The organism is Mycobacterium sp. NGS16 (assembly GCF_059813225.1).
Window position 1 is genome coordinate 114,119 of the sequence record NZ_JCALEE010000010.1, and the last position, 20,541, is coordinate 134,659.

Consider the following 20,541-nt stretch of genomic DNA (forward strand, 5'->3'; position numbering starts at 1 on the left):
CATCGGATCTCTCGGTTTCCGGTTCGATTCGCTCCGAGGAGAACACATGTCATTTGTGAAAGCGGGGCCTGAAGCAATGACCTCAGCCGCGGGCGAGCTGCAGGGCATCGGCGAAGCCCTCGCCGCACAGAGCGCCTCGATACGAATCCCCACCACCGCCATTGCCCCGGCGGGTACGGACCCGGTCTCCCAACTGCAGGCGGCGGTGTTCGCGACCTACGGCAGCCTCTACCAGTCGATCAGCGACCAAGCGGCGGTCGTTCACCAGCAGCTCGTGGGTGCCCTTGGGCAGAACGCCGTTGCGTACTCCACCGCCGAGGCGACCAACCAGTCCGCGACGTCGCTGGACGCGGCGATCCAGGGGTTCTTGACCGACATCCTCGGCGTCCCGACCAGCGGCAGTTCTTCGCTGCTGTCCGGCAACGCCGCCAATATCGGCAACATCGGAATGGGTAACTGGGCCTCTGCCTGCTCGGCCCTGCTCGGCCTGGCCGGCGGCGGTCTTCTCGACTTTCCCGAAGAGGTCGCCGCCGAAGCAGGGAGCCTGGTCGGGTTCGACCAGGCCATGCCGGCCGGCGCGGCGGGGCCGGCGGCCGGCGTGGGTGCGACACCGGCCGGGTTGGCACAGGCCACCGCAATGGGCGCCTCGGCCGCGCCGAACTGGGCCGGCGAAGGCGCCGCCGCGGCGGGCGCCACTCCGGCCCGTCCGGCGACCGCGAGCGCAGTCGCCCCGCACGCCACGCCGAGCCTGGCAGCCGTACCTGCCGCCCTGCCGTCGGCGGCACCCGGCGACCGCGGCATCGGAAGATTCGGCGCGCCGCGCTATGGCGCCAAGCCCACCGTCGTACCCAAGCAGCCCGCGGTCTAGCCCCGCCCGACGAGGATCGGATACCCGCATGTCTTTCGATTTCGGAGCCCTCCCCCCGGAGATCGTGTCCGCCTGGATGTACAGCGGGGCCCGGTCCGGGCCGCTGATGTCGGCCGCCTCGGCGTGGAGCAGCCTGGCCGCCGAGCTGGAGGCTTCGGCAGCGTCCGCCCAGGCGGTGATCTCAGAGTTGACCGGCGAACTGTGGACGGGGCCGGCTGCGGCGGCGATGACCGCCGCCGTAGCCCCCTATCTGACCTGGCTGAACACCACCTCCGCTGCCGCCCACCATGCCAGTTCGCAGGCGATGGCCTCGGCGGCCGCCTTCGAGGTCGCCCACGCGGCGACGGTGCCCCCGCCCGTGATCGTCGCTAACCGGGCACAGCTGGCGGCACTGGTCGCATCGAATCTGCTCGGGCAGAACACCCCGGCGATCCTGGCCACCGAGGCCCACTACCTGGAGATGTGGGCGCAGGACACCCTGGCCATGTTCGGCTACAGCACCGCGTCGGCCAGCGCAGCAGAGTTGTCGCCGATCTCTCCGGCGCCGCAGCCCACCAACCCGGCCGGATCGGCGGTCGCCGGCGCCACTGCAGCCGGGGGCCTCCAGCAGGAACTGGCCCACGCCCTGACGACCCTGCAGGGGGCGTTGCAGACGGTCAGCTCACCGCTGGCCTCGTCGACGTCGACGGCCATGCCCCTCGGCAACGCCGTCGACCTCTTCCTGGGCACCCCCTTGTTCTCGAACGCCATCAACGGAGGCGTGAACACCGCGGCATGGTTTGTGTGTACCGCAATCCCGACTGCGGTGTCGCTGGGCCACACCTTGGCCTTGGCCGGGCCGGCCAGCCTGGTATCCGACGTAACCGGCGCCGAAGGTCTCGCGGCCGGCTTGGGCCCGGCGGTCCTGGCCGGCATGGCGCAACCGGCGGGGGTGATGGCGTCCGGCGCGGCGCCGGTGGTGGCCGGACTGGGCCAGGCCGCCACCGTCGGCGAGGTGTCGGTGCCAGCCTCGTGGTCGGCGGCGGCGAGCACTGAAGTCGCGGCATCGACCGGCTCGGGCTGGACCGCTGCCGCCGAGGAGGCAGCGCCGATGCACGCCGTACCGGCCGGGATCGGATCAGCGGCCTGCGCCGGACGCTCCGGGTTCGGTTCGGGTCTGCCCCGCTACGGCGTCAAGCCGACCGTGATGCCCAAGCAGGTGTTCGTCTGACAGCGGCCGGAGCGACCCCGTGGTCTCGGTTCACCGCGGGGACCTCGCCCTCCATCTGGGGCTCAGGTAGGGGGGCCGACGGACGTCGATACTTCGGACAGGTTCGGTGGCGGATGCAGCCGCAGTTGAGGCCGATGATGCACGCTTGAGGACCGGGAGAACCTGCGCTCGGCGCCGCTACCGCCCGACTCGGCGGCGAAGTCGCCGCCGAGGTGCCGAACGCGCCGACACCGCTGAACCCGACGGCCAAGACCGCGCCGGCTACGGCCAGCCCGGCACGCGTCATCCTGCTGCCGTCGCGCATCGTCGCGATGTTTCGCCCGTGTTTCACCGTGCTCACACGCTACGGGTCATTCCTGGCAAGTTCCTGACTCCCAGCGGCTCACTCACCCAGTGCCTTGCGCGGTCCCAGCATCTAATTTCGCGAGAACGTAAACTGCCGAAGCGTTATTGGATTAATTCGTGGGCATCTCGCGCGCGATACAGAAAACTGGCAAGCGGCTTTGCTTCATGCGCGGGCGACAATTGATCGGTACCCCCGCAATATCGATGAACTCCACGTCCGCTCGGCATCAGAAAACGGCGGGCCGCGGCCTGAACAATGGCGAAAAGTACAGCGTCAGACCAACGCGCTGAGCAGATGCTTCTCGATCACCGTTCGATCCCTCGGCGCCGGCAGGACGACACAGAACACGTCGTCTGCCGTCGATCCCCTGGTGGTGACCTTCGCCCACACGACGTCGGCGCCGGCCCGTTCCAGCGCCGCGGCAAGCCGTGCCAGGAGGCCGGGGCGGTCCGCAGCGCGGACTTCGACGATCAGCCGGCCGGGCGTGCTGTCGAACCACAAGATGCGAGGCGGGGCCGCCGGGCCGCTCGCCGGGACGCCGGCGGGAACCTCACCGCAAATGATCCGGTGCGATTCGTCCCGACGTCGCTGCAACCTGGCCTGGACGTCGATACCGCCTGAGAGCGCAAGACGGAACTGCTCGCCAACTAGCTGGGCGACCGGCGGGGCGCCGAAATGCGGAGACACCACGAACTCGGTGATCGCCGACCCGTCCCGAATGTTGACCGTCGCCGCGTGCACCCGCAACGAATTCATCGCCAACACCGCCGCAGCCTTCGACAGCAGACCGCGCTGGGCGGGGGCGATCATGACCGCGCGGTAGGTGCGTCCACCGGGGTCGCGGCGCAGATCCACGTGTACATCACCCGCCTTCGCCAGCACGACGTACTCGGTGTCGACCGGGTCGCCCTGCGGCAGCGGCTCACCGGCCATCACGAGGCGGCAGCGTCGAACCAGGTCGGTGACCAAAGTTGCCTTCCAGCCGCTCCATGCCTCCGGGCCGGTGGCCAGCGCGTCGACCACGGTCAACGCGTGCAATACCTCGAGCGTCACTACGTCTGCGCCCAGTGCCGCCGCAACACAGGCGATGACGTTCGGATCATTCAGATCGTGCCGGGTGACGACCTTCGACAGCAGCAGGTGATGTGTCACCAAAGTGGCGAGCATCGTGACGTCACAGGGCCACAAGCCCAGCCGAGTACCGATCCGGGCCACCAGCTCGGCACCGATCAGGCCGTGATCGCCGCTGCGGCCCTTGCCGATGTCGTGCAGCAGAGCCGCAAGGACCAGCAGATCCGGACGTGCCACCTGGGTTGTGAACGCCGCAGCCCGAGAAGCGGTTTCGATGAGATGACGGTCGACGGTCCAGATGTGGACAGGGTCGCGGGGCGGCAGGTCGCGGATCATCGCCCATTCCGGGAACAGCCGGCCCCACAGCCCACTGCGATCCAGCGCCTCGATGGTCGTCACCGTCGCCGGGCCGGCGCCCAGTAGTACCAAAAGGTCGTCGACGGCCTCCCGAGGCCACGGCACCGGCAGGTCGGGCGCATCGCTAGCCAGCCGGCTCAACGTGGCTGGCGCGATGGGCAATCCGGTGCGGGCCGAGGCGGCCGCCACCCGCAACAGCAGACCGGGATCGCGCTCAGGCCGGGCGTCGCGGGCCAGTACCACCTCTCCGGCGAATGCGACCACGCCGTCATCCAGTGGTCTCCGCAGCCGCGGCCGCACCGCTGAGATTCCGCGTCTCGGCAGAGCGTTGGCAGCGATTCGCAGGCCCATGTCAACGCGGTAAGTGATGGTGCGCGCCGCATCGGACAGGCTGCGCGCCAGGTCGTACCGGTCGCCGATGCGCAGTGCAGCACCGATCTCGTCGGCGTACTGGGCCATCAGCAGGTCGTGTCCGCGCCCGGAGACTCGATGCAATTCGGTACGGACATCCAGCAGCCGGAGGTATGACGCGTCGACCAAACCTCCTCGGGCCTCCGAGCGGCAGACCGTCGCACGGTCCGCAAGGTGCGCGATTGCCAGCGCGTCAAGCAACTGCACGTCGCGCAACCCTCCGCGTCCGCATTTCAGGTCGGGCTCGATGCGATGCGCTACTTCGCCGCTACGCCGCCACCGTGCGTGCGTCGTTTCGATGAGTTCGCTGTAACGGGAGCGGATTCCGTACCGCCACCGGTGGCGCACCTCGTGGATCAGCTGCGTCGAGAGCCGTTCATCACCGGCGATATGGCGCGCGTCCAGCATGCCCAGGTCGGCGAACAGATCGGCACCGGCGACCTCGATCGCCTCGGCCACGGTGCGCACACTGTGGTCGAGGCGAACTCCGGCATCCCACAGCGGATACCACAACAGCGCGGCAACCTCTGCGACGGCGTCGGCGGATTTGCCGTCGTGCAGCAGCAGCAGGTCCAGGTCTGAGTGGGGAAGCAACTCGCACCGGCCCAGCGAACCGGTCGCGACGATCGCGAATCCGCTGTCCGCCGCGATGCCGATCTCCGTCGCCTTCGCGGTCAACCAGCGCTCGTGCAGCCGTCGCCACTCATCACGCAGCGCGGCGGAGTCCAGCCGGCCCGCGGACTCCGAGCGAAGCGCTGCCCGTGCCCGCGCCAAATCCATGGTGGTGCGGGAAGATCGCACCGACCGTGTGGCGGGGTTCCCTTCGCGTTGCGTCATCGCGGCCCACCGAGGTCAACTCGGATCGGATCTCATACGGCATCTGCTCCGCGCTCACCGGTACGCACCCGCATCACCGTCTCCACCGGGCTCACCCACACCTTGCCGTCGCCGATCTTTCCGGTGCGCGCCGCCCGCGCGATGATGTCCAGAATCTGCTCTACCGCAACGTCGTCGACCAGTACCTCGACCCGCAACTTCGGGACGAAGTCAACCGAATACTCCGCCCCTCGGTAGACCTCGGTGTGGCCCTTCTGCCGCCCGTAACCCCGAACCTCACTGACGGTCATACCCTGCAGGCCCGCCTGTTCCAGGCCGGTCCTGATGTCCTCCAGCGTGAACGGCTTCACGATCGCGGTGATCAGCTTCATACTCTCTTCTCTCTTCGGCGGAGTAGGCGGGGGCCGGGCTGCCGTCGACCGCGAAGTCGTAGCCGCTTTCGGCATGTAGCGCTTCGTCGATGCCCGAGGCCTCGGCTTCTGCGTCCAGACGCAGTCCGATGGTGTACTTGACGATCCATGCCACGGCAGCTGTGCCCACCGCCGAATAGGCCGCAACGCTGAGCGCGCCGATGATCTGGCGCCACAACTGCTGTGTACCGCCTCCGTAGAGCAAGCCGGGCGATACGCCGGCACCGCCTGCGATCGCGGCGGTCGCAGGTGCCGCCAGGAAACCCACCAGCACGGTGCCGACCAGCCCGCCGACCAGATGCACCCCCACGACATCAAGGGAATCGTCCAGGCCGAAACGGTATTTCAACCCCACCGCCAAAGCGCAGGCGACACCGGCGACGACACCGATCACCAGCGCGCCGACGACGTTCACCGAGGCGCATGACGGGGTGATGGCAACCAGACCGGCGACTATTCCCGATGCCGCACCCAGTGACGTGGCATGCCCGTCTCGAATTCGCTCGGCCAACAGCCAACCGAGCATTGCCGCGGCGGCCGCAACCGTGGTGGTGATGAAGGTCGACCCCGCGACACCGTTGGCGCTGACCGCCGAGCCCGCGTTGAACCCATACCAGCCGAACCACAGCATGGCGGCTCCGAGCATCACCAACGGGAGATTGTGCGGACGCATCGCCGCGGGCCAGCCGCGGCGCCGGCCCAGGATGACGGCAAGCACCAGCGCTGCGGTGCCCGCGTTGATATGCACCGCGGTGCCGCCGGCGAAGTCGATCGCGTGCAGCTTGTTGGCGATCCAGCCGCCGTGGGCTGCCGCCGCTCCGTCGAACGCGAACACCCAGTGCGCGACAGGGAAATAGACGAGGCTCACCCACAGAGCGGCGAACAGCAGCCAGCTTCCGAACTTCAACCGATCGGCAACCGCTCCCGAGATCAAGGCCACCGTGATGATCGCGAACATCAACTGGAAGGCGACGAAGACGTTCTGCGGCACCGTACCGACGACCGGAATCTCAACCGCCGAGCCGGTGCCGCCGGAACCGGCGGGCACGGCGTTGACACCGATCAGGCCCTTCAAGCCCCAGTAGTCGGTGGGGCGGCCCAGCACATTGCCCACGTCGTCGCCGAAGGCCAGCGAGTACCCGTAGAGCACCCACAACACGGTCACCACAGCCATCGCGCTGACGCTCATCATGATCATGTTCAGCACGCTTTTGGCGCGCACCATCCCGCCGTAGAAGAACGCCAGGCCCGGTGTCATCAGCAGGACCAGCGCGGCGCTGATCAGCATCCAGGCGGAATCGCCGGTGTCCGGCACCCCCATAATCGGAAAACGATCCAAGAGTCCAGACCTCCTCGCCGACCAGCTGCCCGGTACGTAGACCAAGTTGGTCAAACAATGCGGAGTTGTTGTTTCGCCTGCAGCGCTGCGCTGTTGCGGGCATGTCACAACCTGCTCACACAGCAGGGCCGTATGCGGGCCGCGACACCAGGGATGTTCGCTACAGCTGGCGCAACGCGAGGCGAGCGGCGTTGGCGCCGCACATGCCGTGCGCGCCCGGCCCCGGTGGGGTTGCCGCCGAGCAGATATACACGCCGGGGATCCCCGTACTGTAGGGCGACAGCGTAACGCGCGGGCCAAAGGTCAACTGGCGGAGGTCTTTTGCCCCGGTCATGATGTCACCGCCCACGAAATTGGGGTTGTAGCGCGGCATTTCGGTGGTGCTGCGCACGGTGTGGCCGATGACGCGGTCGCGGAAACCCGGGGCGAACCGCTCGATCTGGGCGATGATCGCCGCGGTGGCATCCCCGGTGTAGCCGTTGGGCACGTGGGCGTAGGTCCACACCGGGTGCACGTTGCCGACGGAGCGTTGCGGGTCGGCCAGATACTGCTGACCCACCAGGACGAAGGGCCGCTCGGGCATGCGTCCGGCGTGGATGTCGCGTTCGGTGGCAGCCAGCTCGCGGTGCGGCCCGGCCAGGTGCACGGTGCCGGCCAGCCGGGCGTCGGGGTTGGTCCACGGCACACCCTCCTCGACGGCGAAGTCGACTTTGAAGGCGCCCGGCCCGCGCCGGAACCGCCGATAGGCCGCGGACACCCGCGGCGGCAGGCGGGAACCGAGGATCCCGGCCACAGCCTCAGGTGCCAGGTCGAACAGCGTCACGTCGGCGGGCGGCAGTTCCGCCGCAGAGGTCACCGGCACCCCGGTCTCGATGGTGCCGCCCAGCTCGGTCAGCGCGGCGGCCATGGCGTTGGCGATCGCCTGTGATCCCCCGGCGGCCACCGCCCAGCCGTGCCGGTGGCCGGCCGTGAGGATGCCCAGCCCGATCGCCGAGGTCATCGGGTAATGCAGTGGCCGAAACGCGTGCGCGGCAACGCCGGCGAACAGCGCCCGCGCTTGCGGGGTGGTGAACCAGCGGGCCACTGCGGACGCGGGCAGCATCGTGGGCGCGCCGAACCGGGCCAGGGTCAGTGGATGGTGCGGCAGTCGCAGCAAGGGGCCCATGATGTCGGTGCTGAGCGCATCGAACCGGGCGACCGGGCGGTCGAAGAGTCGTCGCCAGCGGCCGCCGTCGCGGCCCAGGCCCGCGGCGGTCTGCTCGACCGAGCGGTACAGCACCCCGGCGCTGCCGTCGTCGAGCGGATGGGCGCAATCGATTTGCGGCCAGCGCCACCGCAAGCCGTAGCGGTCCACGTCGAGGCTGGACAGGAACGGGGAGCCGACGGCCATCGGGTGGATCGCTGAGCAGTCGTCGTGCAGCAGGCCCGGCAGGATGGCTTCGCTGCTGCGGGTGCCACCACCGACCTCGTCGGCGGCCTCGAGCACAGTGACCTGCACGCCGTGCTGGGCAAGGGTCACGGCGGCGGCGAGCCCATTGGGCCCGCCGCCCACCACAATCGCTGTGCTCACGCCGACACCTCCGGCCGGCAGCACCCGGCGGCGCTAGGCGTGCTTGCCCGGTGCACCGCCGGCGCCGCCGGCGCCACCCGTCCCGCCGTCGTTGGGTAGACCGGCCGCACCGGGGCTACCGGATGCTCCGTCGGTCGCTCCGCCGTTGCCCCCGTGCCCGCCGTCGCCGCCGGGACCGACGATGCCGTTACCACCGGCGCCACCGGCACCCCCGGCACCCCCGGCACTGTCCACCAGGTTGGTGGCCGCGCCGCCGTTTCCGCCGCGACCGCCGTTAGCACCGGTCAGGCCGCTGCCGCCGGCACCGCCGACGCCTCCGGCGCCGCCGGTGCCACCGGTGGTGCCGTGACCGGCGGCTCCACCCGAGCCACCGTCGCCGCCGCGGCCTCCCACGCCGAGCGGGTTGTTCAAGCCGGCACCGCCCGCGCCACCGGCGCCGCCATCACCGTCTACTCCGGCCTTGCCCGCCCCGCCGATCCATGCGTTGTTGGCGCCGGCCGCTCCACCGCGACCGCCGTCGCCGCCGTTGCCGCCGTTGCCGCCCATCGGCTGAGAAGCCGTGCCGGCGGCACCGGCCGCTCCGGCTCCACCGGCGCCGCCGTCACCGCCGTCACCGCTGATACCCAGGAACCAGCCGGCTTTGCCGCCGACACCGCCGTTGCCCGCGTCACCGCCGTTGAGTGCGGTGACCTCGGATCCGTTGACCCCGGCCCAACCCGACCCGCCGCGGCCACCGGCTCCGCCGAAGCCCCAACCGGCCAGGGCGTCGCCGCCTGCCCCGCCGTCGCCGCCGTCGTGCGACACCAGCGTCGAGCCGTCCAGCGTGTCGTGGAACCCGGTACCGCCCTGGCCGCCGGCACCGCCATCGCCGAACCACAAGCCACCCGAGCCGCCCTGGCCACCGGCACCGGCTTCGACCACCGTGCCGTCGGTGGCAAGGTAGGCGGCGGCTCCCTGACCGCCCGCACCACCGTTACCGAACAAGCCGGCATCGCCGCCGGCACCACCCATGCCGTCGTTGATCCCGGGCACGCCGGCGGCACCGGTGCCCCCGTCACCGAAGAGGAAGCCGCCGTCGCCGAGGTCGCCCAGACCGAGCCAGCCGAATAGCGAGTTGTTGACGCCGTTGAAGCCGTCGATGCCGTCGCCGATCAGATCGCGGCCGAACATCAACACCCACGGCGTATTGATCAGGTCGATCAGCAGCTGGTTACCGGCGTTATGCAGGAAGCTCTCCAGGGCATCGTGGATGGGGAGGTAGAAGGCGTCCTGGTAGAGCTGCGCCCAGTCGGCCGGCTCGAAGGCATTGAAGTCGACCGAGCCGATATCGATCGGATCGGCGCTGGCCATGCCGATGTCGACCTGATCGAACGCCGACAGGTCGAACCACGTGCCGGGGTCGAAGACGTCGAAATCCGCCTGGGCCGACGGCGCGGTCGCCATGGGCGTCAGCGCCAGCGCCAACGCCGCTGCGGCGCCCGCCACGGCACGACAGAACCGGCCGGCCGCGGTGCGACCACGCTGCCCGGTAGCGCGACGATGACGACGATTCATGGGGATTGACCTTTCTGAGACTGTGCTGCGCCGACTGGCCGAGGCTGGCTTAGGCGGGGTCGATCGTGTCGAGGCCGAGCAAGTCGGCGATCCACGAAAGGTCGGGGTTACCGTCCACGACAGACCCGAGGGAGTTCGGGAAGTCGGTGTCCGCGGGGTCGGTGGCCTCTGCCGAACCGCCGAACAGCGAGCCGGCGTCCTGCATGTCCAAGAACACCCGCTGCGCCGCGGTCCACAGCATCGAGAACGGTTCCTCCCCAAGGAATCCCCCGGGGATGTAGGTCTTGGGGTCCTGCAATTCCTTGAACATGTCCTGGACCCCTTGCGTCCAAGCATTGGACAGCGCGGCGTTGATGTCGGTCAGGCTGATGTTGCTCGGCAGCAGGTCCCAGCTGATGGTGGTCGGTACGTTGGCCGGGCCCTGGTTCCAGCCTTCGGTGAGGCTGCCGTAGCCGAGGTTGACCAGGATGCGCATGCTCGGTTCCAGCAGAGCCGCCAACGGGCTGCCCCAGACCGGGTTGAGCCGCAACAGATCCAGCAGCGGCAGGTGTTCGGTGGGGATCATGTAGTAGTTGGTCAGGCCCGAGGGGTCGGTGGAGTCCAAGGGGATTGCGTTGGCGATGTCCTCGTGGCTCAGCCCCAGGTATCCGTCGTGGATCAAGAACATGCCGGCGATGGCGTTGAGCGTGGACAGCAGGTTCAGCGGGTATTTCGGGAAGTCGGCGTACCCGTCGTATTCCATCGTGTAGACGTCGGTGGTGTAGTAGTCCGGAGTCGGGTGCCCCAGGGTCAATCCGTTCCAGAAGGTGAGGTCGCCGCCCCATAGGTTGAGCATTTCGACAATGCCACCGTTGGGGTTGGCGGCGTTGCCGACCAGCACGAAGTGGACGTCCTCAGCCGGCACGCCCTGATGCTGGAGCTGCTCCATGGTCATCGCCGACATCGCCGCGCTCTGCGAGTAGCCGAACACATACACCGGGTTTTCGGCGTTCACTTCGCCGGTGGCGACCTCCTTGTTGATCGCCTCGGCCAGGATCTGGGCGCCCTGGACTTCCGAGAGGTTTCCCGGGAAGTACAACTGCGGCGTGAACAGTGATTGCGCGGTGCCGGTGAAGCCGTGCGGCTGCAAATAGAAGAGGTTAGCGGCGTTGACATAACCGTCCGACGGCAATGGAATCCCGCTGCCGCCCATAACGAATGCGATGGATCCCTCGGTCAACTGCACCGCCGGCGCTGACGCAGCAGACGACCGGGCGGTGAGCGGCGACAGGCCGAGTATGCCGGCGAAGACGGCGAAAACGCTTACGGCAGCGACGAGTACGTGTCTACGACGCGGCGCGCTCGCGCCGGTCGGACCCGACGCCGCGACCAGTTCTGCCATGAAAGCTCCCAACCCCTGACCCTGCGACCGAACCGTTACCTGATCGAAATTAGATCACCCGCAACAGTTTTAGTCAGTAGTTCCGCGGAATGCCAGCCAGGCTGACATAACTTCGCTTATTGGGACGTAGTGATAATGTCGGCCATTTCCATCGGCCGAAACCCGGGCCGGAAAGGCGTCCGCGTAAAGTGTCTGCCGTGGATATTAATGGAGCAAGCGCGATCGTTACCGGTGGCGCATCAGGAATCGGTGCGGCGACTGCCCGCCAGTTGGCCGCCAAAGGTGCCCGGGTCGTCGTCGCCGACCTGCAGGCCGACAAGGGTGAGGCGCTGGCCCACGAGATCGGCGGGGTGTTCGTGCCGGTCGACGTGACCAGCACCGAGCAGATCATCGACGCCGTCAACACGGCGGCGGACCTCGGACCGCTGCGGGCACTGGTGAACTCGGCCGGTATCGGCTGGGCCCAGCGCACCATCGGCAAAGACGGCCAGTTCGAGTCGGCGCACAACCTGGACCTGTACAAAAAGGTGCTCGACATCAATCTGGTCGGCACCTTCGACTGCATCCGGATCGCGGCCACCGCGATGAGCCGCAACGAGCTGACCGACACCGGCGAGCGGGGCGCGATCGTCAACATGACCAGTGTTGCCGCCTTCGACGGCCAGATCGGCCAGGCCGCCTACTCGTCGTCCAAGGGCGGGGTCGTGGGTCTGACCCTGCCGGTGGCCCGCGACCTGTCCGCGGTCGGTATCCGGGTGAACACCGTCGCACCGGGCCTGATCGACACCCCGATCTACGGCGAAGGCGAGGCCTCCGAGGCGTTCAAGGCCAAACTCGGTGAGTCCGTGCTGTTCCCGCACCGGCTCGGCAAGCCCGAGGAGCTGGCGTCGATGGTGGTCGAGCTGCTCACCAACTCCTACATGAACGCCGAGGTCGTCCGGGTGGACGGCGGCATCCGGATGCCGCCGAAGTAGCCGGATTCCGACCCCGAAGGCCCCCGGTAATCGGGGGCCTTCTGCGTCGGGCACCTGATCACTGAGCCGGCGGCCCATTCCGTGGCGGGGTCGAGTTCGTCACGGCCGTACACCGCCAGCTCTCCGGGAATCCTCCACTCCAGCGCGTGCCGAACGTGAGCGGCCCTTGTCTGACACGATTGCGACGCGTTTGAACGCCGAAGGATGCGGTCCTCTCCAGCCGATTCCGCCGCATCCGGGGCCCCGGTCGACTATTCGAACTCGTTACCGCGTGACTGGTGTTCGCGGAGCCGGGTCGAGAAGGTCATCCACTCACCGGATTCGGCATCACGCAGCAGGCTCCGATGTTCGGCCAGCACAAGGTCGGGGTCTCCGCTGACCGTCGAGCTGCGCATGATCGAGAGGTACTGGCGGTCCTGAAGGCGGTCGTAGAACGCCAGCATCGTGGAGTTGTTGGCAAGCTCCACGAAGGCCCGGTGAAACTGCATGGCCAAGGCCGCGAAGCCCGGATAGTCGCGCCGACGCAATGCGTCCTGTTGTCCGTCAAGGTTGTCCAGGAGACGCGCACCCAGGAGTCGGCGAGCTTCCGGATCGGCGAGCTGCACCCCGGCGCATTCAAAGGCGTGCCGCACCTGGGCTGACTCGCGGATGTCGTCGACACTCAGTTCGCATACCAGCGCGCCGCGCTTGGGGTAGATGCGCACCAGTCCCTCGTCTTGTAGACGGCCCAGAGCCGCACGCACCGGCGTTCGGCTCATCGACATCGACGCCGCCAGGCTCGACTCGCTGAGCATGGCCCCAGCGGGGTATTCGCCGCTGAGGATGCCCGCGCGGATCACCGCATGGGCGTGCTGCGCGGAATTGGCAGACCCGGCGGCCATGCGCCTCCTCTCCGGATCTCGATGGTTCGCGTCCAAGCCTGGGCCCGGCAGATGATATCCGGCCGACGGTTCGCACCCTCTAGGATACCGCTAGTATCCTAGGTGTGGTTCGAATCGCTCGGGCCTGATCCGGCGAGCTGCGCCTGCCGGCGCGGGGAAATTGAGGAGTGCGGTGACAACACCAGTGGGCGCGCATCAGCCGGAGGAATCTGCTGCCGTTGCAATGGCGTTCGCCGATCGGATCACCGATGCGCTGGACGCCGCCAGCCTTGCGCTGCTGCTGAGCCTCGGTCACCAAAGCGGCCTGTTCGATGCGTTGGCCAACCTGTCAGCACCCGCGACCAGCGCTGAGATCGCCGCTGTCACCGGGCTCAACGAACGCTATGTCCGCGAGTGGCTGGGGGGCACAACCGTGGCCGGTGTGGTGGACTACGACGCCGCAACCGCGTCATATCGACTGCCGCCGCACCATGCTGCGGCGTTGACCCGTGCTGCCGGGTCCGCCAACCTCGCGCGCGTGGCGCAGTACATCGCCCTGCTCGGCGAGGTCGAACAGAAAGTGTTGGGGTGCTTCCAGCACGGCGGGGGGCTGCCCTACAGCGACTACCCCCGTTTCCATGCCGTGATGGCAGAACGCAGCGGTGAAGTGTTCGACACTGCGCTGGTCGACACCGTCCTACCTCTGGTCGACGGCTTACCGCAACGGCTGCGCGACGGCGCGGAGGTGGCCGATTTCGGCTGCGGCAGCGGCCACGCCGTCAACGTGATGGCGGCGGCCTTCGGCAACAGCCGCTTCACCGGCATCGACTTCTCGTCCGAAGGCATCGAACGGGCGACCCGGGAAGCGGCCCAACGGGGATTGCGGAATGCGACCTTCGAGAGCCACGACCTGACGACGTTCGACCGCGCTTCGGCGTACGACCTCGTCACCGCGTTCGACGCCATTCACGATCAGGCACACCCGGCGCGGGTGCTGGAGAACATCTATCGATCCCTACGGCCCGGGGGCACCTTCCTGATGGCTGATTCGCGGGCATCAAGCCAGCTGGAAGACAACATCGGCGTGCCCACCAACACCTACCGCTACACGGTCTCCCTGATGCACTGCATGCCCGTCTCGTTGGCGCTGGACGGTGCCGGACTGGGCACCATGTGGGGCCGCCAGCTCGCCATGTCGATGCTGGCCGACGCCGGGTTCACCGAGGTGAAATGCACTGAGATCGACGAGGACCCGTCGAACTACTACTACATCGCCCGCAAGCTGTGACGGTGCACGCGGCGCCGGGCTCGGTGCCTTGGGTCAGCCCGCGTTGCGCGCCAGGTTGATGGCGTACTCGCTGACGAAGTGGCCCGCTGCCGGTTCACCGGAACCACAGCTGCCGTCGGACTCCCCCACCCGCTTGACCCACAGGTAGGCGTCGGCGTGCGCGCCCGCGGTGTCGGCGGTCGGCGGCGTACCCAGCGCCCGTCCGCTGGGGTTGCACCACCCGAACGGATCGCCTTCCGCCGGGCCGTTGCCGTTGCGGGAGGTGTCGATCACGTAGTGGGCACCGCCCGTCATCCCGGAGATCTCTTCGCCGTAGCCGATCTCCTCTTCGGTGCTGAAATAGTTCGTGGAGTTCAGGGCGAAGCCCCGCGCACGCGCCACCCCGGCCTGGTTGAGCCGGTTGGCCATTTCGCCGGCGCTGACCCAGCGCGAGTGCCCGGCATCGACGTAGACGGCCGTCGCCGGGTTGCGGCCCAGGGTGTCGACGGCATAGCTGATCAGGTCGAAACGCTCCTGGCGCTGATCGCCTGACAGGCAGTCGGCCATCGCCAACGCGTCGGGTTCGACGATGATCGCGGCCGGGTTGCCGCCGATCCCGTCGGCGACGCTGTCGATCCAGGCGCGGTAGGACGCCCCGGAGGAGAATCCGCCCGCGGCGTAGCTGCCGCAGTCACGGTGCGGGATCGCGTAGAGCACCAGCACCGGCATGGCACCGGCCGCGGCCGCCGCCCCGGTGTGCCGGGCCACCGTCGCGCCGACGCTACCGACCCCGAACGCCTGGTCGAGCCAGTAGGCCTGCGGAGTGTTGGCCACCCGGGCCAACTCGGCGCTCTCCGGCTGCGCGTTGGCCGCATGCATCGCCTTCGAGACGGGATCGACGTAGAAGGGCATCCCGGCCAGCGGGTTGCCCTCATCGGCCAGTGCCGGGGCCGCGCCGGCCAGGGTCGCAGCGGCCAAGAGGGGGGTGAGGCAGCGCGCGATCGCGCCGAATGCTGAGGGGAGCACAGGCAGAAATTACCTTATGGCCGACCCGTGGTCACAAGACGGTCACGATCGAATACTGGCCTGCTCAGCCGAGCAGCGCGTCGACGAAGGCGGCCGGCTCGAACGGCGCCAGGTCGTCGGGCCCCTCACCGAGCCCCACCAGCTTGACCGGCACCCCCAGCTCCTGCTGCACCCGGAACACAATGCCACCCTTGGCGGTGCCGTCCAGCTTGGTCAGCGCCACCCCGGTGATATCGACGACGTCGGCGAATACCCGCGCCTGCGCCAGGCCGTTCTGCCCGATGGTGGCGTCGAGCACCAGCAACACCTCGTCGACCGCCGCGCGGCGCGTCACCACCCGCTTGACCTTGCCGAGTTCGTCCATCAGGCCGGTCTTGGTGTGCAGCCGGCCGGCGGTGTCGATGACCACCACGTCGGCGCCGGACGACACGCCCTTGTCGACGGCGTCGAAGGCGACCGAGGCCGGGTCGGCGCCCTCGGGTCCGCGCACCACCTCGGCGCCCACCCGCGCCGCCCAGGTCTGCAACTGGTCGGCCGCCGCGGCCCGGAAGGTGTCGGCAGCGCCCAGCACCACCCGCCGGCCGTCGGCCACCAGCACGCGGGCCAGCTTGCCGACGGTGGTGGTCTTGCCGGTGCCGTTGACCCCGACCACCAGCAGCACCGACGGGTGGTCGTCGTGCGGCAGCGCCCGGATGGAGCGGTCCAGGCCGGGCTGCAGCTCACCGATGAGCACGTCACGCAGCACCGCGCGGGCTTCGGCCTCGGTGCGCACCTGCCCGCCGGCCAGCCGTTCGCGTAGCTGCGAGACCACCGATTCGGTGACGGTGGGCCCCAGATCGGAGACCAGCAGGGTGTCCTCGACGTCCTGCCAGGAGTCGTCGTCCAGGTCTCCGCCGCCGAGCAGCCCGAGCATGCTGCGCCCCAACGCGTTCTGCGACTTGGCCAGTCGGCCCCGCAGACGCTGCAGCCGGCCGTCCACCGGTTCGATCTCCGGCTCCACGGTCTCGACGGCGGCGGGCGCTGCCGGGGGCTCGGGGGGCGCTTCGGGTAATTCGACCTCGGTGATCGTGCGCCGGGGTGCATCCCGGGGCTCCGTGGCGTCGTCTCCGATGACGGGGGCCGGGGGCTCGGTACGGCTGAACGTGATATCCGAGGAGGCGGCGTAGCCGCCCGAGCGGTCCAGGCTCTCGCGCTGCGGCGCGGACAAGCTGATGCGCCGCCGGCGGTGGCGCAGCAGGCCGAAGATCAGTGCGGCGATAACGACGAGTGCGGCGGCGACCGCGATGGCAATCCAGAGACCTTCAGTCACCCCGCCATTGTTTCAGGGCCAAGGTGAGCATGGCCTGCCGGTGGTGCCCGGCAGTCCGCGCCCACGACGCCGACGCGGGTACTCCGCAGCCAATCCAGCTGCGGGCGACCCACGGCGCCGGGCCCGGACGGTATTCCGGACATCACAGCTAGCCCGGGCTGGAGACCAGCTCCTCGCCGCGGATGCGCTGGGAGATCACCGCGGTGATCCCGTCGCCCTGCATGGTCACCCCGTACAGCGCGTCGGCGACCTCCATCGTCGGCTTCTGGTGGGTGATGACGATCAGCTGTGAGCGGGCCCGCAGCATCTCGAACAGCGCCAGCAGGCGCCGCAGATTGGTGTCGTCGAGCGCGGCCTCGACCTCGTCCATGATGTAGAACGGCGACGGGCGGGCCCGGAAGATCGCAACCAGCATGGCGATCGCGGTCAGTGATTTCTCCCCACCGGACAGCAGCGACAGCCGCTTGACCTTCTTGCCGGGCGGACGGGCTTCCACGTCGACGCCGGTGGTCAGCATGTCACTGGGGTCGGTCAGCAGCAGCCGGCCCTCCCCGCCGGGGAACAGCGCGGCGAACACCTCGGTGAATTCGCGCTCAACGTCGGCGTAGGCATCGGTGAACACCTGCAGGATGCGTGCGTCGACCTCCGACACCACGTCGAGCAAGTCCTTGCGGGCCGCTTTGACGTCCTCGAGCTGCGTGGACAAGAAGTTATAGCGCTCTTCGAGTGCGGCGAACTCCTCCAGGGCCAGCGGATTGACCCGGCCCAGCTCGGCCAGTTCCCGTTCGGCGCGCTTGGCACGACGCTCCTGAGTGGGCCGGTCGAAGGGCATCGGGGCGGGCGCGGTCACCTGCTCACCGCGCTCCCGGGCCTGCTCGAATTCGGCGAGTTCCAGCTCGGTCGGCGGCAACGGCACATCGGGCCCGTATTCGGCGATCAGGTCCGCCGAACTCATCCCGAACTGTTCGAGCACCGTCTGCTCAAGTTGCTCGATCCGCAACGCGGCCTGCGCCTTGGCGACTTCGTCGCGGTGCAGCGACTCGGTGAGCGCGGTGATGCGCGTACTCAGGGAGTTCACCTCATCGCGGACCGCGGCCATCGCGGCGGCCCGCTGCTGGCGTTCGCCGGCCAGCCCGTCCCTGATCCGCGCCGCCGCCACCACCACCAGCTGCAGGCGCTGGGCCAACGCCGTCCCGGCGTCGGCCACCGCGGCGGCCGTGGTCGCGGCGAGCGCACGGGCGGCACGGGCCTGTTCGGCGCGCACCCGCGCCTCGCGTTCGGCGGCGGCCGCCCGGCGCAGCGAATCCGCTTTGCCCCGAACGGCGTTGGCACGCTCCTCGGCAGTGCGCACCGCCAGCCGGGCCTCCACCTCGACGCTGCGGGCCGCCTCGGCGGCGGCCGCGATCTGCTGGCGGTCGACCGGCTCCGCGGCGGCGGTCGGCTCGTCCTGTTCGGCGTTGCGCAGCCGGGCCTCCAGTTCACCGAGTTCGGTGACGGCCTGCGCCCGCCCGGCCTCCAGCTCTTCGCGTTCCCGCAGCCGGCGGCGCCACTCGGTCTCGGCGGCGCGGGCGTCCTGCCCGAGCCGGCCCAGCTGCTCGTGGGTCGCGGCAATCGCGGCGTCGGATTCGTTGAGCGCGGCCAGTGCCTGCTCGGTGGCGTCCTGGCGGGTGGCCTGCTCGGCCAGGGCCCCCGATAGGGCCGCGCTGAGCTGTCCGACCTGCGTTTCGGCGGCGGCCAGCTCGGCGCGCGCCTTGTCGATCTCGCTGTTGATCTCCAGCGTGGACGGCTTGCGGTCCGATCCGCCGCTGACCCACCCGGCGCCGACCAGGTCGCCCTCGACCGTCACCGCGCGCAACCCTGGGCGGGCGGCCACCAGGTCCAGTGCCGCGGGCAGGTCGGTGACCACCACCACCGACGACAGCATGGCCGTCATCGCGCCGCGCAGCCGGTCGGGGGCCTCGATCAGCTCCAGCGCCCACTGCGCTCCGTCGGGCAGGGCCCTGGTGCCCTCGGGGGGCGGTGGCAGCGGCCAGTCCCCCAGCACGATCGCGGCCCGCCCGCCGTCGGCGCTTTTCAGCGCGTTCAGCGCCGCGCGGGCTGCACCGGCGTTTTCCGCGGCCAGCGCGTCGGCGGCCGACCCGAGCACCGCGGCCAGCGCCGCCTCGTAGCCCGAGCGCACCTTGACCAGCTTGGCGATCGACCCGAAAAGGCCGGCGCCGCTGTGGTTCTGGGCCAGCCAAGCGGCGCCGTCGCGGCGTTCCAGCCCCATCGACAACGCGTCGATGCGGGCGCGCAGGGAGGCGACCTGCCGTTCGGCGCTGCGCTCGGCGGCCTGGAGTTCGGCGACCCGCTCATCGGCCAGCCGCAAGGCGGCCACCGTCCGCTCGTGTTGCTCGTCGAGGCCGACCTCGCCCTGGTCGAGCTCACCGACCCGGCCCTGCACGGTTTCGAACTCGGCCTGGGCGGCCTGGGCGCGCGCGGCGGCCTCCTCGATGCGCGCCGACAGCTGTGCGACGTGGGCGTCGATCGACTCGACGCGCGCCCGAATCGTCTCCACCTGACCGGTCAGCCGGGCCAAACCCTCGCGGCGGTCGGCTTCGGCGCGCACCGCGGCCAGGTGCGCCTTCTCGGCCTCGGCGCTGCGACGCTCGCGTTCTGCCAACTCGGTGCGGGCGGCCTCGAGCCGGGTACCGGCCTCGGCCAGTTCGGCCAGCAGCTGCTGCTCGGCGGCGGCCACCTGCTCGGCCTCGGCCTCCAGCGCGTCCGGGTCCACGCCGCCGGTGGTGATCGGCTCCTCGTCGAGATGATGGGCGCGTTCGCTGGCGATCCGCACGGTGGCGCTGACCCGCTCGGCCAGCGCCGACAGCGAGAACCAGGTCTGCTGTGCGGCTTCGGCGCGCTGAGTCAAGGTGGCGACCGCTGACTCGTGGGCGGTCAGCTCGTCGGCGGCCACCGTCAGCCGCTCGGTGATCTGGTCGTGTTCGCGGCGCAGCGCCGCCTCGGCTTCGGTGGTCCCGGCGAATTCGGTTTGCCGGGTGACCAGGTCGTCGGCCGTCAGCCGCAGCCGGGCGTCGCGCAGATCGGCCTGGATGGTGGCGGCGCGGCGCGCGACCTCGGCCTGGCGGCCCAGCGGTTTGAGCTGGCGGCGCAGTTCGGTGGTCAGGTCGGTCAGCCGGGCCAGGTTGGCCGACATCGCTTCGAGTTTGCGGACCGCCTTTTCCTTGCGTTTGCGGTGCTTGAGCACCCCGGCGGCCTCTTCGATGAACGCCCGGCGGTCTTCGGGCCGCGACTCCAGGATCTGCGCCAGCCGGCCCTGGCCCACGATGACGTGCATTTCGCGGCCGATACCGGAGTCGCTCAGCAGCTCCTGGACGTCCATCAGCCGGCAGCTGGCGCCGTTGATCTCGTATTCGCTGGCGCCGTCGCGGAACATCCGCCGGGTGATCGACACCTCGGCGTACTCGATCGGCAGCGCGTTGTCGGAGTTGTCGATGGTGACGGTGACCTCGGCACGGCCCAGCGGGGCCCGCGAGGAGGTGCCGGCGAAGATGACGTCTTCCATCTTGCCGCCGCGCAGCGTCTTGGCGCCCTGCTCCCCCATCACCCAGGCCAGGGCGTCGACCACATTGGACTTGCCCGACCCGTTGGGCCCGACCACGGCGGTGATACCCGGCTCGAAGCGCAGAGTCGTCGGCGAGGCGAAGGACTTGAAGCCCTTCAGCGTCAGACTCTTGAGGTGCACGGGGTGTGA

General features: G+C 69.4%; 14 protein-coding genes. 4 read left to right on the plus strand and 10 right to left on the minus strand.

All coding sequences use genetic code 11. The features are described 5' to 3' along the window. Nucleotides 1-46 precede the first annotated feature (46 nt). Together AC5Y4Q_RS19045 and AC5Y4Q_RS19050 are read left to right on the plus strand one after the other, a co-directional pair. Complete coding sequence (locus tag AC5Y4Q_RS19045) at nt 47-868, plus strand: PE family protein (protein ID WP_499959976.1); 822 nt, start codon at nt 47-49, stop codon at nt 866-868. Nucleotides 869-896: 28 nt separating this feature from the next. Beyond that, on the plus strand, nt 897-2,078 hold the full coding sequence (locus AC5Y4Q_RS19050; protein WP_499959977.1) for a PPE family protein: 1,182 nt from the start codon (nt 897-899) through the stop codon (nt 2,076-2,078). Nucleotides 2,079-2,697: 619 nt separating this feature from the next. Here AC5Y4Q_RS19050 and AC5Y4Q_RS19055 read toward each other — a convergent pair. From AC5Y4Q_RS19055 to AC5Y4Q_RS19080, 6 genes are all read right to left on the minus strand, one after another. Then, nucleotides 2,698-5,100, minus strand: a complete 2,403-nt coding sequence (locus tag AC5Y4Q_RS19055) for a [protein-PII] uridylyltransferase (RefSeq protein WP_499959979.1) — start codon at nt 5,098-5,100, stop codon at nt 2,698-2,700. A gap of 32 nt (nt 5,101-5,132) precedes the next feature. Continuing rightward, nucleotides 5,133-5,471 (minus strand): P-II family nitrogen regulator, encoded by a 339-nt coding sequence (locus tag AC5Y4Q_RS19060; RefSeq protein WP_064924031.1) that lies wholly within the window; start codon nt 5,469-5,471, stop codon nt 5,133-5,135. After that, a complete protein-coding gene (locus AC5Y4Q_RS19065) occupies nt 5,377-6,849 on the minus strand; it encodes an ammonium transporter (protein WP_499959981.1) in 1,473 nt (490 codons plus the stop codon). Before AC5Y4Q_RS19065 ends, AC5Y4Q_RS19060 begins: the two co-directional genes overlap by 95 nt. 160 nt (nt 6,850-7,009) lie before the next feature. After that, complete coding sequence (locus AC5Y4Q_RS19070) at nt 7,010-8,419, minus strand: phytoene desaturase family protein (RefSeq protein ID WP_499959983.1); 1,410 nt, start codon at nt 8,417-8,419, stop codon at nt 7,010-7,012. A gap of 33 nt (nt 8,420-8,452) precedes the next feature. Beyond that, nucleotides 8,453-9,973: a hypothetical protein gene (locus AC5Y4Q_RS19075; protein ID WP_499959985.1), complete on the minus strand. Its 1,521-nt coding sequence runs from the start codon at nt 9,971-9,973 to the stop codon at nt 8,453-8,455. A gap of 49 nt (nt 9,974-10,022) precedes the next feature. Further along, nucleotides 10,023-11,354, minus strand: a complete 1,332-nt coding sequence (locus AC5Y4Q_RS19080; RefSeq protein ID WP_499959987.1) for a PE-PPE domain-containing protein — start codon at nt 11,352-11,354, stop codon at nt 10,023-10,025. A 197-nt stretch (nt 11,355-11,551) separates the two neighbouring features. Here AC5Y4Q_RS19080 and AC5Y4Q_RS19085 point away from each other — a divergent pair, with 197 nt between their 5' ends. Beyond that, complete coding sequence (locus AC5Y4Q_RS19085; protein WP_064924054.1) at nt 11,552-12,328, plus strand: SDR family NAD(P)-dependent oxidoreductase; 777 nt, start codon at nt 11,552-11,554, stop codon at nt 12,326-12,328. A 251-nt stretch (nt 12,329-12,579) separates the two neighbouring features. Here the strand turns inward: AC5Y4Q_RS19085 and AC5Y4Q_RS19090 are convergent, their stop codons facing one another. Further along, entirely contained in the window at nt 12,580-13,209 is a 630-nt protein-coding gene (locus AC5Y4Q_RS19090; protein ID WP_499959989.1) for a GntR family transcriptional regulator, read from the minus strand. Nucleotides 13,210-13,432: 223 nt separating this feature from the next. Between AC5Y4Q_RS19090 and AC5Y4Q_RS19095 the strand changes: the two genes are divergently transcribed. Beyond that, nucleotides 13,433-14,476, plus strand: coding sequence for a class I SAM-dependent methyltransferase (locus AC5Y4Q_RS19095; RefSeq protein WP_499960010.1), 1,044 nt, complete (start codon nt 13,433-13,435; stop codon nt 14,474-14,476). Nucleotides 14,477-14,509: 33 nt separating this feature from the next. Here AC5Y4Q_RS19095 and AC5Y4Q_RS19100 read toward each other — a convergent pair whose 3' ends face one another. From AC5Y4Q_RS19100 to smc, 3 genes are all read right to left on the minus strand, one after another. Next, nucleotides 14,510-15,481 carry a glycoside hydrolase family 6 protein gene (locus AC5Y4Q_RS19100; RefSeq protein WP_082952768.1) on the minus strand — a complete coding sequence of 324 codons (972 nt, stop codon included), beginning with the start codon at nt 15,479-15,481 and terminating at the stop codon, nt 14,510-14,512. Between the two features lie 64 nt (nt 15,482-15,545). Further along, nucleotides 15,546-16,790, minus strand: coding sequence for a signal recognition particle-docking protein FtsY (gene ftsY, locus AC5Y4Q_RS19105; RefSeq protein ID WP_064924036.1), 1,245 nt, complete (start codon nt 16,788-16,790; stop codon nt 15,546-15,548). Nucleotides 16,791-16,938: 148 nt separating this feature from the next. Continuing rightward, nucleotides 16,939-20,532: a chromosome segregation protein SMC gene (gene smc, locus AC5Y4Q_RS19110; RefSeq protein WP_499959991.1), complete on the minus strand. Its 3,594-nt coding sequence runs from the start codon at nt 20,530-20,532 to the stop codon at nt 16,939-16,941. Nucleotides 20,533-20,541: the final 9 nt, after the last annotated feature.

Coding starts and splice junctions, on each gene's coding strand:
- AC5Y4Q_RS19045 (WP_499959976.1), top strand. CDS start 47: ATGTCATTTGTGAAAGCGGGGCCTGAAGCAATGACCTCAGCCGCGGGC.
- AC5Y4Q_RS19050 (WP_499959977.1), top strand. CDS start 897: ATGTCTTTCGATTTCGGAGCCCTCCCCCCGGAGATCGTGTCCGCCTGG.
- AC5Y4Q_RS19055 (WP_499959979.1), bottom strand. CDS start 5,100: ATGACGCAACGCGAAGGGAACCCCGCCACACGGTCGGTGCGATCTTCC.
- AC5Y4Q_RS19060 (WP_064924031.1), bottom strand. CDS start 5,471: ATGAAGCTGATCACCGCGATCGTGAAGCCGTTCACGCTGGAGGACATC.
- AC5Y4Q_RS19075 (WP_499959985.1), bottom strand. CDS start 9,973: ATGAATCGTCGTCATCGTCGCGCTACCGGGCAGCGTGGTCGCACCGCG.
- AC5Y4Q_RS19080 (WP_499959987.1), bottom strand. CDS start 11,354: ATGGCAGAACTGGTCGCGGCGTCGGGTCCGACCGGCGCGAGCGCGCCG.
- AC5Y4Q_RS19090 (WP_499959989.1), bottom strand. CDS start 13,209: ATGGCCGCCGGGTCTGCCAATTCCGCGCAGCACGCCCATGCGGTGATC.
- AC5Y4Q_RS19095 (WP_499960010.1), top strand. CDS start 13,433: ATGGCGTTCGCCGATCGGATCACCGATGCGCTGGACGCCGCCAGCCTT.